Origin of the sequence: Anaerorhabdus furcosa, from assembly GCF_900167375.1 — a bacterium.
Classification (GTDB): Bacteria; Bacillota_I; Bacilli_A; order Erysipelotrichales; family Erysipelotrichaceae; genus Anaerorhabdus; species Anaerorhabdus furcosa.
In genome coordinates, this window is the sequence record NZ_FUWY01000001.1 from 495,996 (window position 1) to 510,190 (window position 14,195).

Sequence of the window (14,195 nt, forward strand, 5' to 3'; positions counted from 1 at the left end):
TCATTCTACACAAAACCAAATTAAAACTCCACTTAAGGAGTTCTAATAAAATTCATTCATAAATAAAGGTTTACCACTTGATGCAAATACTTCCTCAATCGTTGTTGCATTGATTTGAAATAAGCGATTAAATAAATCATAATCATTAATCTTTGCCATTGTAAATCCATAGTCTTTTACTTCAACTCCTGGATAGATAATTCTTAAATCTTCTACCTCACTTGTATGCACCTTTACAACAGATCTTATTTGTAATCCCAAATTAATTAACTTTGTCAACGCAAGACTATTCAAGTAAATGCATTCTTCCATAATCACTTCTTTGTTTGTGAACAAGCAAGTTGCATACGCTTGAAGATGACCTTTTTCATTATAATACGCTAAGATTTTTCCACCTTGACTCGCATTTTCTTTTTTCATTTGATTAAAGTTTTCAACATCACGAATGTAGTATCCATTAAATCTTTTCACAAATGTTGCATAAAGTTGTAACATATCTTCACTACTTACATTATAGCTACATCCTTCATTACTTAGTTTTTGAACATGGTTTCGTGTAAATGTTGTTTCTTTATGATTGTATATCATTTTGTAACCATAAGGTTCATACAATGCCGGGTTATATGCTTGGATTAAACTAATTAATTCTTGATGTTCACTTTCATCTAATGCGACTTGCATTAGTTTTTTCATATTTCCTTGTTTTTGAAATTGTGGTAATGTTGCTACACCAACAATCATCGAAGTGCGAATGACTCGATTATTGAACATCATTTCATGAGGGATTCTTTGAAGGGATGATTGGACAATACCGTTTTCCAAAAGAATGATTGTATTCTCAGGTTTATAAATCTCTTCGAAATAGTAATCAATATAACTTTCCTCTTCTTGTGGAAAACATTGAAGCCACATTTTTTTAATTGTATTTGTTTGTCCTACTTCTACTCTTTTAATCACGATTTTCACCCTCTCTGCATAATCGATATTTCTCAATCATAAATTCTGGATAATATGCCATCTTTGCTTGTCTTAGGTTATCATACCCCATATCATCTTCTCGATTTACATATTCAAACTCACTAAACTCATGACTCAGAAATTCTTTAATTAATGCTTGATACAACCCACGAATAGTTGGGTCTGCCTTTTCTATATTTTCTTGACACATTCTTTTTGACAAGATCGATCCAATTGCGAATGCCTTGATTTCTCCATCAATGCGTATACAACCACCACGATATTCAATCTCACCAAACAAATCCAATATTCTCATTGTACCTTTTCGATCTGATTGTAGGAATGCATCTTCATCTTCTGCTTTCCATTTTTCTAAAAATGCTTTGCATTCAACAACATTTTCCTTGTTCATTGCTTCATATACAAATCGGTTTTCATAATCCTTGTAGAATGCATTTAAATGATTTCTCTTCTTTTGTAACTTCTTTCCTGAAAAACTCATCAACTTTTCTACTCTATAAACATAGTCATAACTTTCTCTTGCAGGACAAGCACAATATTCAGGATAAATCATCAACACTTTATCCATCGCTTCCTTCGTAAAACAACTCAAGACAAATTTCACACCATAATGATCAAAAATCGATTTTGCCTTAACAATTGCTTCATTAAAGTATTCATCTTTGCAAAGAGGCATATAAAGAAATAATTCACCTTCGTGAATACCTAGCAACAATAGATAATGTTCATGTTCAACACAAAATAAGGGATACCACTCCAACCATAAAATCATATTAACTAAATTATGATTGCTCTCCTCGTAATGATTAATACTTAAATATTCTTTGATTTTCTCCCACTGCTCTTTTGAGACAGGAAGAAAATCATGATACATTTCTATTTCAATTTCTGTCATCGTTCTGACTTCTTTCCGTATATTCTGCATCAATAACATTTCCAGTATTCACTGGTTTTTCAATGTTTGAATCATCTTCTTGTTGATATGGGTTTTGGAATGTTGGTTGTTCATTCGATTGTGATTCATAATAGCCTGTTTGATCACTATTTTTAAATGCTTGTTTAGCTTTATAATTGAGGTATGCAAAAATACCCACAATGAATAATCCAAACACTAAGATAAGTGGCCAGAATATTTGAAATAGTACAATGAATGTAAATACTGTTAGTAAGAAATATATTAGTCTCATATTATTTTTCCTCCATTACATTATAATGTACAAATTAGGAATGTACACTAGTTTGCATCTTAATTTTGTCAGCTAATTCTTGGATTTTTGTAAATCTGTGCTTCATTCCAGATTTACTCATCACAACTCCTTTTTGTCTTTCATATTCTTTACTCAGTTCATTTAAACTAAGTTCAGGATTTTCTTTTCTTAGCACAACAATTTCAAGTAATCGCTCATCGAGTTGGTCCAATTTACCAGCATCCTCAATAATTTGAATATCATCCAATTGTTTTTTTGCAGCATTTTGACTTTTCATTTCATTTGCTACTTCACAATTATCTAAGCGCGTTAAACTGTTTTTAAAATCACGATGAATACGAATATCCTCAAATTTCATGAGTGATTCAAATGCACCAATAAGTCGTAAAAAGTCTGCAATCTTATCTGCAGCCTTGATATAAACTACAATTTGATTTCTTCTTAAAATTGATTTAGCGGGTAATTCAAAGCGATTCATTACTTTAATAATGAATTCTGCATGTTCTTCACTAATTGTACCTATTTCCAAATGATAACTTGTTCTTTGTGGTGCATTGACGCTACCCATCGCCATAAAAGCACCTGCAAGATAGGCTCTTGCACAGCACTCTTTTGTAACAATACTTTGTAGTGGCCTTGATAGTAATCCTCTTGTTGAATACAATCCCAAATCTTCTAAGATTTCTTTTGCTTTGTTTAATACACGAATGTAATAGATATTATTCTTCTTTAAATTCATCTTTTTCATTACCGATAAATCTGTCTCAACACCATAACATTCTTTTAACATTTTCCATGTTCTCTTCGCTGTTGTAGCATTTTCAGTTTTAATGAGTAAAGTTAACCCTTTGTTTGATATTGATAAAGTTGAACACAATTGAATTAGCGCTGATAGCTCCGCCTTCTTGCAACAATCTTTCAATTCATTAAATGCTATTTCTTGTTTTACTTCTGTTGTGAATGACATGTATTTTCCACATCCTTTAATAAGCTTTCAACCACTGATTTTATTTTCATACTATCATGGCGAACCAAATTGTTTGAAAAGTCTAGTAAACTAGCTTCTACAATTTCATAGCTATGTCGTTCTCTTACAATTTTTACTGGTGTACTATCTTCATCTTTATATCGTTGTATGATGTAGTCAGGAATAACATCATTGTTCACAACGACTTTATCGACATATGCCCCATGATCAATCAACGCATCAACATGATCCTCAACTTCATAATTAGTTGTTTCTCCAGGTTGTGTCATCGCATTACAAATATATATTTTTTCACCTTTTGCTTTTTGTAAAGCATCTTTAATTTCTGGAATAATAATGTTTGGAAGAATACTTGTATAGACTGAACCAATTCCATAAATAATTAAATCAGCTTCTTTAATTGCATCAATCGCTTTTTCACTTGCACGTACTTCATCTTGATAAAAAACACGTTTAATTCGATTGTGAATTCTTGGAATATTATCTTCTCCACGTACAATTGTTCCATCTTCCATAATGGCAAATAGTGTGATTACTTGTGAAGTAGAGGGAATAATATTTCCTCTTACATTTAAAACTTTAGATAATATTTCGATACTTTCCACAAAGCTTCCACTTGATTGTGTAAGTGCTACTAAGATTAAATTACCTAAATTGTGACCAATAATATCTTGTTGTCCTACTACATTATCATCATTTGAAACAAAACGATAATCCATTAATGTACTTAATAATGTTTCACTTTCAGCTAATGCTATTAATACCCCACGAATGTCTCCCATTGCAGGCATATTGAAAAATTGTCGAAGTCTTCCTGTTGACCCTCCATCATCAGCCACTGTTACAATAGCTGTGATATCAATATCTTCAATGTGTTTTATCCCCCTAAGTATTGTCGATTGTCCATGTCCCCCACCAATCACAACTACTTTTTTATTTTTCATCATTTAAGCCCTTTTTGTCTCTATGTTCTTTGTAACAATTATATTTTTTATGATAAAGTTCATAAAGATAATTTGTAACCGCTACTGAACGATGTTGTCCCCCTGTACAACCAATCGCTACTGTAAAGTGATTCTTTCCTTCTTTTACATATTCATCAAAGGCATAGTCTAAGAAAGACACAAGTCTTTTAATGAATTCTTTGGTCTGTTGATTCTCCATGACATAGTCATAGACAACCTTATCATCACCTGAATAAGGTCTTAATTCTTGTACCCAATATGGGTTTGGTAAAAACCGTACATCCAGCATTAAATCCGCATCCATTGGTACACCATTTTTATATCCAAAAGAAACAAAGCTTATTGAGAATGTAGGTGCTTCTCTTAATTTGAAATAATTCTCAATTTTACCTTTTAAACCTTTAAAATCTGTAAAGGTTGTATCAATTGTTACAAATGTATTATCTTTTGAATTCATAAACATTTGACGTTCAACATTAATTGCTTCTTCTAATGTATTCACTGTGTTACTTATTAAAAGCGGGTGTGTTCTTCGTGTTGATTTGTAGCGATGCAATAACACATCATCTGATGCATCGAGAAACAACACTCTTACATCCATATCGGCACCCTTAAAAGCTCTTAAAAACTCTGGGAAATCAATCGCAGATGTTGCGAGTGCTGTATAATCAAAACGCGGATCTGTGCTTGATTCAATCACATCCACAAGGTTAGCAAGAATTTGTACTGGGAATTGGTCGATGCAATGATATCCCATATCTTCAAGAATATTGGTTGCACTAGTTTTACCAGCTCCTGACATTCCACTAACTAAAATTACTCTTTTTTTATTCATGGTTTTCACCTCATTTTTATTCTACCACGTACCCTGGTGTTTCTCAACGAATACCATAATGTTCACATAATCATTTGATACAATATCTTCTCAAACCTATGATAGACTTAACAAGGAGGATATGTTTATGTTTTTCTATATTGATTGGTATTATATTTTATTAGTTACCCCCGCAGTTATTTTCTCAATTTGGGCAAGTTCTAGGGTAAATAGCACTTACAAGCGTTACTCATCTCAATATTCAAGACGTGGTATTACAGCGGAAGCTGCTTGTCGAAAAGTATTAGATGAAAATGGTTGTGGTAGTGTACAAATTGTACGTGTACAAGGTCACTTAACTGATCATTATGATCCACGCCAAAATATTATTCGCTTATCCGACGCTGTGTACGGTAGCACTTCTACTGCAGCGATAGGGGTTGCTTGTCATGAAGCTGGGCATGCAATACAATACGCACAAAATTATGGTCCCATTAAATTTCGTGCTGCCATTGTAAATATAACAAACATTGGTTCTCAATTATCAATCCCATTAATTCTATTAGGAATTCTCTTCTCTGCAAGTGGACAAATTTGGGTTAATATTGCTTACATTGGGGTTGCATTGTTTGGACTTTGTGTAGTTTTCCAACTCGTTACTCTTCCTACAGAGTACAATGCAAGCCATCGTGCCATAGCCGCTCTTGAAAGCAGTGCTATTTTGGATGCCGATGAAATTGAAGGTTCTAGAAAAGTATTGAATGCTGCTGCATTAACCTATGTTGCTGCACTATCTGTAACAGTTATGCAATTCTTAAGACTACTTTTATTAGTAGGAAGAAGAGGCAATCGAGATTAAAAAAATGTGTCAAGCACTTGCTTGGCACATTTATTATTTTTCATGTTCAATTTCAACACTGTGATGATAAGTTTGTTTCGATATGACAATCGAATTTTTTAAACGATATTGTTCATTGAGGTAATCATAATATGATCCAGGTGACATAATACCATTTGGATTTGCAGCAGCAATTCCAGTAGCACGAATTACATAGTCTGATAGTTTTACACAATTTGTGGTTAGAACGAAATATGTTTTGAAACTTGTGTCCTTAAATTTATACATTGATGCATGAGTTGCTTTATATAATTCACTTGCATAGTCATTTGGAACTGTTTCACTTTGATATTTACCTTCTTCATATTTTTGATACAAACTTTCCCATGGATACACATGTGTAAATAACTCACTCAAGCGATCTCTAATTGCTTGTTTTTGTTTGTCCGTTAAACTTAAACCAAATGCAAAAATTGAATCTCCTGTAGCCTTAGCACAGAACTTGATATATTCATCACGATTGTTGGCTGTAAATAAGACACCATCTCCAATAGAACCAAAGAGTTTTGTTGATTGAAAATCATAATTTCCATAACAATATACTTTACCCTCAAAATATAAATCTGCATGGCCTATTGTTCCAAATCCTTTTTCTGTAACGTGCACAAAAATTTCAATGTCAGGTATTTTATCTACTTTAAAGCTATCTTCTTCAATTACTCCATCATCATCAACCGCAACGAGGTTGTTGATGTAACTAATTGCTTTTTTTGGCATCAACATTGTCATGAAGACTGGCAAATTAACACGAATTCTTTTTTTGAAACGATTTGTTTGTTTAATTGGTGCTACCTCTACTATAAAATCTCCTAACAAAGAGAACCCATAAAATATACAGAAGATTCCTGTAATTAAAAATGCTCTTCTTTGATTTATTCCTGGTGCAAATAACAAAGGTAATGCAAATAAGTAAATCACAATTGCACTAAGCAAAACCATGCTTCTTCCAGGAGTTTTATTCGATCTTTGGATTACATAGTCAATCGTTTTTACAATCGCAATAATTAAAATATAAATTCCTAAAAACAAAGCGTAGAGCGTTGAGAATTGATTAATAAAGGCAAGGATTGTAATCCCAAAGACAATCGGCATCACACCACGGATAACTTTTGAAAAACTAAAGTTATTTAAACATCCCAAAAGCCCTGTAATCCCCATAACCATTGAATATCCAAAGATAATAAGTCGTACAATTTTAGGTATTTCTGTTTTCCAAATCAAAAATGAAATACCCGATATAATATAGAGCAAAGCTGTAAACCCCAAAGAGCCTACTCCAATATATTGACGCACCAATTTTCCTTCTATTTTTTCCATAATTTTAATACTCCTCTTTATTTTTAGTATAACTCGAAATCCGAAAAAATTGTGATAGGACACTCTTCATATTTTATTTCTGTTAATACTATAATAAATTTGATACGTTGTCATTATAAAAAAGGAGCTTAACATCATCTATAATTGAGTTGAGTCAATCAATTTACATCCCTTGCTCTCATAATAACGAAGCATTTCACTTATTTTCTTTTTATCATAGCTAGTTATACAATCTGCTACTACATGTACGATATAATTTGCTTTTGCTAAATTATATGTACTTGATTTAATACAAGCCACTGCATCTGCTCCTGCTATATAAAACTCGCCTATTTCATTTTTATTTATGAAGTCGACAAATCCCTCACTGGTTAATACATTGCCTTTTGTCTTTGTAAAAATATTGTTGGACACTACATTTAAATCAGGAACTAATTCTGATCCCTTTGTATCTGGTTTAAATGTTCTCGTTCCTTCTGATAGATTGAAATGTTTTATGTAAATCACATAAATATCATTTTGGACCGCCCAATTAATAGAATTATTTATCTTCTCAATAATGTCCTTATAATTCTTTGTCATATCATTTTGAATGTCAATTACAACTAAAGCTTTCTTTTGCATTTTAAATCTCCTTTTCATATTTTGAGTATATCAGACGATTGTTGACATCATTATGTCAACAATATATAATTAGTTAAATTTGGAAGGTGGTCATCTAATGAAAATCGATCGACTCATGAGTATTGTCTTCGTTCTCCTTGATAAAAAACGTATTAGTGCAAAAGAGTTGGCGGATATGTTTGAAGTTTCACTCCGTACAATATACCGTGATATCGATGCCATTGATTTAGCTGGTGTTCCTATTTATTCAACTCCGGGTGTTGGTGGTGGCTTTGAAATTATGCCAAATTACAAAATAGATAAAAACGTTTTTTCACCCTCTGACCTTACTGCAATTCTTACTGGACTTTCTAGTCTTACCAACATGATAAAAGGCGATGAGTTAATGAACGCCCTTGCTAAAATTAAAAGCTTTATCCCCCCTGAAAGAGCAAAAGAAATTGAACTAAAAGTAAATCAAATTTATGTTGATTTAAACTCATGGAATGTTAATTCAAATATTCAACCCTACTTAGAAGATATCAAAACAGCTTTGCAGTCAAACAATCTAACTTCATTTGAATACATAGCTCATCATGGAAATATAACAAATCGTATTGTTGAACCCTATCAATTAGTTTTGAAGAACAGTCATTGGTATCTCTATGGATACTGCTATCAAAGAAACGACTTTCGCATGTTCAAATTATCCCGCATGCTAAATCTACAAATTAAGAATGAATGCTTTATACGACGCGATTACCAAAAACCTCAATTAGAATTCTCTGAAGTTTTACAAACAATGCAAACAAAAATAAAAATTCGTATTCACAAATGCATCTTAGATAGAGTTCTTGATTATTGTAGTTATGACAATTTCTCCCCAGATGGAGATGACTACTTTATTGTTGATTTTCCTTTTGTAGAAAATGATTATCACTACGATATACTTTTAAGTTTTGCTGATAAATGCGAATGTTTGGAACCACCACATTTCCGTACAAATTTGAAGAGTAAACTATACGATACACTTTCTCTTTATAAAGATTAATATGAGTTTGCTCCTTTACATTTTTTTACAAAGAAAGACTTACAAATGAAGTACACTTCACCTGTAAGTCTTTTTACATATTATTCTAAATTACTATCTTTAAATTCTTCAAAGTGTTTGAAACAATACTTCGCTACCCCCGATTCTTCATTTGAGGTAGTGATTGTATCCGCAATTAATTTTAATTCAATGCATGCATTTTCCATTGCTACTTTGATTCCCGCATTTTGAAGTAAGGTAACATCATTATTCGCATCTCCAAACGCAACTACATCTTTACAATTCACATCAAGACGTTCACATAACCACTTTAGCGCATTGCCCTTTGATGCTTTTTTGTTCATAACTTCTATATTAGTTTTAAGTGATGACGATGTTGTTAGTTCAGAGAATTGCTTTATAATCTCAATTACTTTACGTTTGGTATCTTCATCTTTATAAAAAATATTCAAACGATCTATTTGTGGGCATGATCGTATAAATTGAATCATGTCACTCTCTACAACTTTTCTACTTGATACTACATAATGATAAATTCCTTGATCTAAATTAAACTCATGAAGTCGATCCATTACACTTTTTTGTGTATATACTTCATTATCTGAAAAAATATCAAAAGTAATATCAAAATGGTTTAACTTGTTGTATAAGTCAATAACCAAGTTGTTCGAAAGTCCACAAAAGAATAATTCTTTTTTATCTTTAACACTATAGATAGATGAACCATTTCCACAGATTGCATACAAAACACTTGGGTGGTTAATAATTTCATGACTCATCCCAGACAAAAGTCTTCCTGATGCAGGTATAAATAAAATATTATTTTGATGACACTTTTCTAATAACTCATGATTTTCTTGAGATATTTTTTTATCTTCTGTAAGAAAAGTTCCATCTAAATCTGATACAATCATTTTCAACATACTATTTAAGTATTGCTCCTTCTTTTGCAGAATTTACCAATTTTGCATAACGTCCAAGTAAACCTTTTTCTTGTTGATGGCTAAATGTTTTTTTCATCCTTATTCTATTTTGTATCTCTTCGTCTGTTAAATCAACAGAAATTTTATTTTGCGCCAAATCAACCTGTATTTTATCGCCATCTTCAATGATTGATATTGGACCATCTTCGGCAGCTTCAGGGCATAGATAGCCTATACTCAAACCACCAGAGGCACCTGAAAATCTACCATCGGTGATAATAGCTGTATTGGGAATAGCTTTCATAACTTCTGTAATACGATGAAGTTCTTTCATACCAGGACCACCTTTTGGCCCCTCATATCGAACGATTAATGCATCTCCTGATTGTATTAACTTCTTATTGAATGCTTCAAAACATTCTTCCTCAGAATTAAATACTTTTGCAACACCCTCAAATTGATGCAATTCAGTAGGTACTGCACTTGTTTTTACCAATGCTCCCTCTGGTGCTAAGTTACCATATAAAACTTGGATTCCATTAGCAACTGATTTTTCATCATCAACCGTCCTTATTATATTTCGATCCACATCTATTTTTTTACTCAATTCTTCTTTTATTGTCTTCCCTGTTACAGTTAGACAATCTGTATCTAAGAACTGTTCAACTGATTTCATAATTGCAGGTACTCCTCCTGCTTTGTACAAATCAACACAAGTTAAATTTCCATTTGGAACAATATTGCAAATAACTGGAACTCGACTTGTTGTATCTGCAAAGTCTTTCCATTCAAGTTTTAAATTCAATTCATGTGCTAACGCTGGCAAATGAATCAGTGCATTCAAAGAGCCTCCAATTGCGCTCAAAACAGTTACTGCATTGTTTAGTGCATCTTGTGTCATGATTTGGGAAGGGGTAATGCCATTTCTTACAAGATTCATCAATGCAATCCCACTATCTCTAGCGCTAAAACGTCTCATACTTGTTGAACTTGGAATGAGTGATCCATAAGGTAGCATCATTCCTAACGCCTCACATAAGCAGCCCATTGTATTGGCAGTGCCTAAGAAAGGACAAATACCAGGCCCTGTATAATATTTTAATGTTCCTTCAATAACTTCTCGTTCGCTTATTTCACCTCGAAGAAATTTTTGTCTTAATTCTTTTGATTCATTCGGTTTGATTTCTGCATAGCATGGACCTGATGTTACAAGTATACTTGGAAGATTTATTCGAGCTGCTGCATTGAGCATTGCAGGAACAATCTTATCGCATGCTGCTAAATAGACAACACCATCAAACACACCTTCTCCAACAATCATTGCTTCACAAGAATCAGTAATAATTTCACGATGAGGAAGACAATATCGCATTCCTGAATGTCCTTGAGCTATACCATCACACATTGCAATTGTATTGAACTCAACTGGTTCGCCACCTGCTTCTAAGATTCCTTTTTTTACTTCTTCTGCTAATTTTCTTAGAGGTTCGTGTCCTGGACAAATTTCATTCCAACTATTCGCAATTGCTATTAATGGTTTCTCATTAAGAGCATCAATTGATACTCCTGCAGCTGCTAGATGTGCTTTTGATATTGCTTTTTGAAATGGTTCTAATTTATCAATTGCTCTTTTCATATGTTCTCCTTTTTCAAATAGATAAAGAGGATTTTCACCCTCTTTTAATTATTCTTCAGTTTGTGCTACTTTCTTCTTTTTACTCATAAAGAACCATACGATTCCAAAGACAAGTAGAAGTACTGGTATAGATATCATTGGGTTCTTTGTAAATGCTTCAAACACTAAGAAACTTTCAGTCAGTGCTGTTGCTGCAAACGAAGCGATACCACCATCAAATTGTAATCCTACTGATGTAGCAAGAGCTGTAAGAACTGGTGATGTAATTGTTCCTGCTAATAAAACTGCTGCCATTGTAACTAATCCTATAATAATACTTCTAAATAAATTACCTTTACAAATTGCAACAACAAGAGCAACACGGAATGTTAATACTGCAAGATCTGCAAATGGTAACACACGGTTTCCTGGAAGAATAACTGCTAATGCAATAACAAGTGGAGTTAAAATTAGAGAAGTTGTAATAACATTTTCATTACCAACAACAACTGCTGCATCTAAACCAATAAATAATTTTCTTCCTTTGAATCTTGATTGAGTGAATTTTTTTGCTGCTTCAGAAATCGGCATTAACCCTTCCATAAATAATGAAGTCATCTTTGGAATCAATACCATGACTGCTGCCATGTTAACACCTAAATTAAATGATTGAGCAAGATCATATTTTGCTAATAAACCAATCCCAACACCTAAGATAATACCTAGCATCATTGGTTCTCCAAAGAATCCTAAATATTTTTTAGCACTTGAAATAGAGAAATCAATTTTATTGATTACTGGAATTCTATCAATTAACCAGTTCATTGGTGCTGCAATAATAACTGATGATACTGCTGATACTGTTGGCAAGGATACATCCGGTATCCCAAAATATTTTTCAACGAGTGGTTGTGTCCAGTCAGATAATTTAAATGTTACAACTGCCATTACTGCAGATGCTCCCATTGCTAAGAACACACTGTTCGTTGAGAAGTACACCATAATCCCAACAATTGCCATGTGGTGGTAATTCCAAATATCCACATCCATTGTATCTGTTAACTTAAAAGTAAGCATAACAATGTTAATAAATAAAATTTCAAATACTAGAATAGCGATAATTGGTGATGCCCAAGTTACTGATGCAATTGCACCCCACCCAACATCAATAATATCTAGATTAATTCCAAAGTTTTGAACCATTGCTTGTGCCGCTGGTCCAATATTACTTTTTAATAAATTTACAACTAAGTTAATACCTGCAAAACCAATTGCAATTGTTACCCCAGACTTAAATGCTTTTGAAAATTTTACACCAAATATTAATCCAATTAATGTGATGATTATTGGTAGCATAACTAGTGATCCTGCATTTAAGATTGTTTGGAACCCTGCATAGATTATATCTAAAATTGCTTCCATTTTTGTCTATCTCCCTTTTTCCTTATTTCAAATGACTTACAATATTTTCTAATGTTTCTTCTTCATTAATTCCTGTTAGTAATGCAATAGCACCCACAACTGGAATATTAATATCATCATTAGAATATTTACCTGTAGTGACTAGTAAATCAAAATCTGATGCTTTTGATTCAACTTCTAAAAGTTTACATTGTACTACATTTACAGCAATACCTTCAGCTTCACATTTATCTTTGATTTTGCTAGCGACTACTGTTGATGTTGCAACACCATTTCCACATGCGATTAAAATTCTTTTCATTTTCTCTCTCCTTTTCCGTTAAATTAACTTATCTTTAGTCAAGTCAAAGACTATTTTCGGATCATTTGTCATTGTGATCTTCGATAATATATCCTGATCTTGAATCAAAGCAATAATTTTTTGTAACATTTCAATATGTCCATGTGGCTCAGTAAGGGCCATCATAATCACCATAGATACTTTAATATTTGTATCGGGATCATCCATTTTCGCAAATTCTACTGGATGTTTTAAAACCCCAACGCACAAAGCTGCTTCATTCACATTTGCAATATCACAATGAGGGATTGCTACATTGATTCCTTCTGTATCAATACCTGTAGGATATGTTTTTTCTCTTTCCAAAATTGCATTTAAATAGGTATCCTTAACCAATTTCTTACTTTCTAGAAGTTTTGCCATTTTTTGAAGAACTTCTTCTTTAGGTAATTCTTCTTCAATTACTATGATTTGTGATTCATTATAGTTTGTCATTCATCTACTCTCCCCAATTCATTTTTGATTCGAAATATTCAATTTGTTTCTTTAATTCTTCTTCATTGCATTCAATAATATCTTGTTTATTGAATATCCCTGATCCAATACCTGCATAGCTTGCACCTGCTTGTAAAAATTCACTAACATTCTCACAATTAATTCCACCTACTACCATGATGGGCATAACCCCAAGTGGCGCAAATATATCTTGGATATATTTTGAACCTAAACGAGCTGCTGGAAATATTTTTACAATGTCTGCACCGTCTTCAAATGATTGTTTAATTTCAGTAGGTGAAAATGCGCCTGGTACTGTAACCACATGATGGGCTTTACAATAATCTAATATTTCTTTACTTAACATGGTTGGTGATAGGATGAATTTTACTTTTGCATCAATGCATTGCTTAACTTGCTCTAGTGTTAAAACTGTTCCTGCACCAACTAAGATTTGACCACCAAATTCATCAACAATCTTCCGAATCATATCAATTGCACCTTCAGAATTCATCGTAATTTCAACAGAACGTAATCTTGTTCCAACCATCGACTTAACAACAGCACGAACACTTTCATAGTTATATCCTCTTAAAATTACAGTAACTTTAGGGAAATCTAAAATCTCTGTCATATAA

Annotated in this window: 16 protein-coding genes; 2 read left to right on the forward strand and 14 right to left on the reverse strand. The window is 32.7% G+C overall.

What is annotated here, in order from left to right:
- Nucleotides 1–42 precede the first annotated feature (42 nt).
- Genes B5D14_RS02450 through rapZ form a run of 6 tightly spaced genes read right to left on the reverse strand, consistent with a single transcriptional unit; the run spans nucleotide 43 to nucleotide 4,974 of the window.
- Nucleotides 43–957 carry a GNAT family N-acetyltransferase gene (locus tag B5D14_RS02450; protein ID WP_200804736.1) on the reverse strand — a complete coding sequence of 305 codons (915 nt, stop codon included), beginning with the start codon at nucleotides 955–957 and terminating at the stop codon, nucleotides 43–45.
- Complete coding sequence (locus tag B5D14_RS02455) at nucleotides 950–1,873, reverse strand: DUF2156 domain-containing protein (protein WP_078710994.1); 924 nt, start codon at nucleotides 1,871–1,873, stop codon at nucleotides 950–952. Before B5D14_RS02455 ends, B5D14_RS02450 begins: the two co-directional genes overlap by 8 nt.
- On the reverse strand, nucleotides 1,860–2,165 hold the full coding sequence (locus B5D14_RS02460; protein ID WP_078710995.1) for a hypothetical protein: 306 nt from the start codon (nucleotides 2,163–2,165) through the stop codon (nucleotides 1,860–1,862). The genes B5D14_RS02455 and B5D14_RS02460 overlap by 14 nt, the downstream gene beginning before the upstream one ends.
- Nucleotides 2,166–2,199: 34 nt before the next feature.
- Nucleotides 2,200–3,153, reverse strand: a complete 954-nt coding sequence (gene whiA, locus B5D14_RS02465) for a DNA-binding protein WhiA (protein ID WP_078710996.1) — start codon at nucleotides 3,151–3,153, stop codon at nucleotides 2,200–2,202.
- On the reverse strand, nucleotides 3,132–4,118 hold the full coding sequence (locus B5D14_RS02470) for a gluconeogenesis factor YvcK family protein (protein WP_078711132.1): 987 nt from the start codon (nucleotides 4,116–4,118) through the stop codon (nucleotides 3,132–3,134). Before B5D14_RS02470 ends, whiA begins: the two co-directional genes overlap by 22 nt.
- Nucleotides 4,108–4,974 (reverse strand): RNase adapter RapZ, encoded by an 867-nt coding sequence (rapZ, locus tag B5D14_RS02475; RefSeq protein WP_078710997.1) that lies wholly within the window; start codon nucleotides 4,972–4,974, stop codon nucleotides 4,108–4,110. The genes B5D14_RS02470 and rapZ overlap by 11 nt, the downstream gene beginning before the upstream one ends.
- A gap of 127 nt (nucleotides 4,975–5,101) precedes the next feature.
- Between rapZ and B5D14_RS02480 the strand changes: the two genes are divergently transcribed.
- Nucleotides 5,102–5,812, forward strand: coding sequence for a zinc metallopeptidase (locus B5D14_RS02480; RefSeq protein WP_200804738.1), 711 nt, complete (start codon nucleotides 5,102–5,104; stop codon nucleotides 5,810–5,812).
- Nucleotides 5,813–5,845: 33 nt separating this feature from the next.
- Here the strand turns inward: B5D14_RS02480 and B5D14_RS02485 are convergent, their stop codons facing one another.
- Nucleotides 5,846–7,168, reverse strand: coding sequence for an HdeD family acid-resistance protein (locus B5D14_RS02485; protein ID WP_078710999.1), 1,323 nt, complete (start codon nucleotides 7,166–7,168; stop codon nucleotides 5,846–5,848).
- A gap of 138 nt (nucleotides 7,169–7,306) precedes the next feature.
- Nucleotides 7,307–7,792 carry a cysteine hydrolase family protein gene (locus B5D14_RS02490; RefSeq protein WP_078711000.1) on the reverse strand — a complete coding sequence of 162 codons (486 nt, stop codon included), beginning with the start codon at nucleotides 7,790–7,792 and terminating at the stop codon, nucleotides 7,307–7,309.
- A gap of 97 nt (nucleotides 7,793–7,889) precedes the next feature.
- Between B5D14_RS02490 and B5D14_RS02495 the strand changes: the two genes are divergently transcribed.
- On the forward strand, nucleotides 7,890–8,822 hold the full coding sequence (locus B5D14_RS02495; RefSeq protein WP_078711001.1) for a helix-turn-helix transcriptional regulator: 933 nt from the start codon (nucleotides 7,890–7,892) through the stop codon (nucleotides 8,820–8,822).
- Nucleotides 8,823–8,902: 80 nt separating this feature from the next.
- On the opposite strand, the gene B5D14_RS02500 is transcribed toward B5D14_RS02495, so the two are convergent.
- The 6 genes from B5D14_RS02500 to B5D14_RS02525 are packed head-to-tail and all read right to left on the reverse strand — an operon-like array spanning nucleotide 8,903 to nucleotide 14,191.
- Nucleotides 8,903–9,745 (reverse strand): HAD family hydrolase, encoded by an 843-nt coding sequence (locus B5D14_RS02500; RefSeq protein WP_078711002.1) that lies wholly within the window; start codon nucleotides 9,743–9,745, stop codon nucleotides 8,903–8,905.
- A 1-nt stretch (nucleotide 9,746) separates the two neighbouring features.
- Nucleotides 9,747–11,381, reverse strand: a complete 1,635-nt coding sequence (gene ilvD / locus B5D14_RS02505) for a dihydroxy-acid dehydratase (protein WP_078711003.1) — start codon at nucleotides 11,379–11,381, stop codon at nucleotides 9,747–9,749.
- A gap of 48 nt (nucleotides 11,382–11,429) precedes the next feature.
- Complete coding sequence (locus B5D14_RS02510) at nucleotides 11,430–12,782, reverse strand: PTS galactitol transporter subunit IIC (RefSeq protein WP_078711004.1); 1,353 nt, start codon at nucleotides 12,780–12,782, stop codon at nucleotides 11,430–11,432.
- Nucleotides 12,783–12,804: 22 nt separating this feature from the next.
- Complete coding sequence (locus tag B5D14_RS02515) at nucleotides 12,805–13,083, reverse strand: PTS sugar transporter subunit IIB (RefSeq protein WP_078711005.1); 279 nt, start codon at nucleotides 13,081–13,083, stop codon at nucleotides 12,805–12,807.
- Nucleotides 13,084–13,101: 18 nt separating this feature from the next.
- Entirely contained in the window at nucleotides 13,102–13,557 is a 456-nt protein-coding gene (locus tag B5D14_RS02520) for a PTS sugar transporter subunit IIA (protein ID WP_078711006.1), read from the reverse strand.
- A gap of 4 nt (nucleotides 13,558–13,561) precedes the next feature.
- Complete coding sequence (locus tag B5D14_RS02525; protein ID WP_078711007.1) at nucleotides 13,562–14,191, reverse strand: bifunctional 4-hydroxy-2-oxoglutarate aldolase/2-dehydro-3-deoxy-phosphogluconate aldolase; 630 nt, start codon at nucleotides 14,189–14,191, stop codon at nucleotides 13,562–13,564.
- Nucleotides 14,192–14,195 lie beyond the last annotated feature (4 nt).

Bases quoted from the DNA above. Each gene is read 5' to 3' on its own strand.
- whiA (WP_078710996.1), bottom strand. From the start codon at position 3,153: ATGTCATTCACAACAGAAGTAAAACAAGAAATAGCATTTAATGAATTG.
- rapZ (WP_078710997.1), bottom strand. From the start codon at position 4,974: ATGAATAAAAAAAGAGTAATTTTAGTTAGTGGAATGTCAGGAGCTGGT.
- B5D14_RS02520 (WP_078711006.1), bottom strand. From the start codon at position 13,557: ATGACAAACTATAATGAATCACAAATCATAGTAATTGAAGAAGAATTA.
- B5D14_RS02495 (WP_078711001.1), top strand. From the start codon at position 7,890: ATGAAAATCGATCGACTCATGAGTATTGTCTTCGTTCTCCTTGATAAA.
- B5D14_RS02500 (WP_078711002.1), bottom strand. From the start codon at position 9,745: ATGTTGAAAATGATTGTATCAGATTTAGATGGAACTTTTCTTACAGAA.
- B5D14_RS02460 (WP_078710995.1), bottom strand. From the start codon at position 2,165: ATGAGACTAATATATTTCTTACTAACAGTATTTACATTCATTGTACTA.
- B5D14_RS02510 (WP_078711004.1), bottom strand. From the start codon at position 12,782: ATGGAAGCAATTTTAGATATAATCTATGCAGGGTTCCAAACAATCTTA.
- B5D14_RS02480 (WP_200804738.1), top strand. From the start codon at position 5,102: ATGTTTTTCTATATTGATTGGTATTATATTTTATTAGTTACCCCCGCA.
- B5D14_RS02515 (WP_078711005.1), bottom strand. From the start codon at position 13,083: ATGAAAAGAATTTTAATCGCATGTGGAAATGGTGTTGCAACATCAACA.
- B5D14_RS02490 (WP_078711000.1), bottom strand. From the start codon at position 7,792: ATGCAAAAGAAAGCTTTAGTTGTAATTGACATTCAAAATGATATGACA.
- B5D14_RS02470 (WP_078711132.1), bottom strand. From the start codon at position 4,118: ATGAAAAATAAAAAAGTAGTTGTGATTGGTGGGGGACATGGACAATCG.
- B5D14_RS02525 (WP_078711007.1), bottom strand. From the start codon at position 14,191: ATGACAGAGATTTTAGATTTCCCTAAAGTTACTGTAATTTTAAGAGGA.
- B5D14_RS02455 (WP_078710994.1), bottom strand. From the start codon at position 1,873: ATGACAGAAATTGAAATAGAAATGTATCATGATTTTCTTCCTGTCTCA.
- ilvD (WP_078711003.1), bottom strand. From the start codon at position 11,381: ATGAAAAGAGCAATTGATAAATTAGAACCATTTCAAAAAGCAATATCA.
- B5D14_RS02485 (WP_078710999.1), bottom strand. From the start codon at position 7,168: ATGGAAAAAATAGAAGGAAAATTGGTGCGTCAATATATTGGAGTAGGC.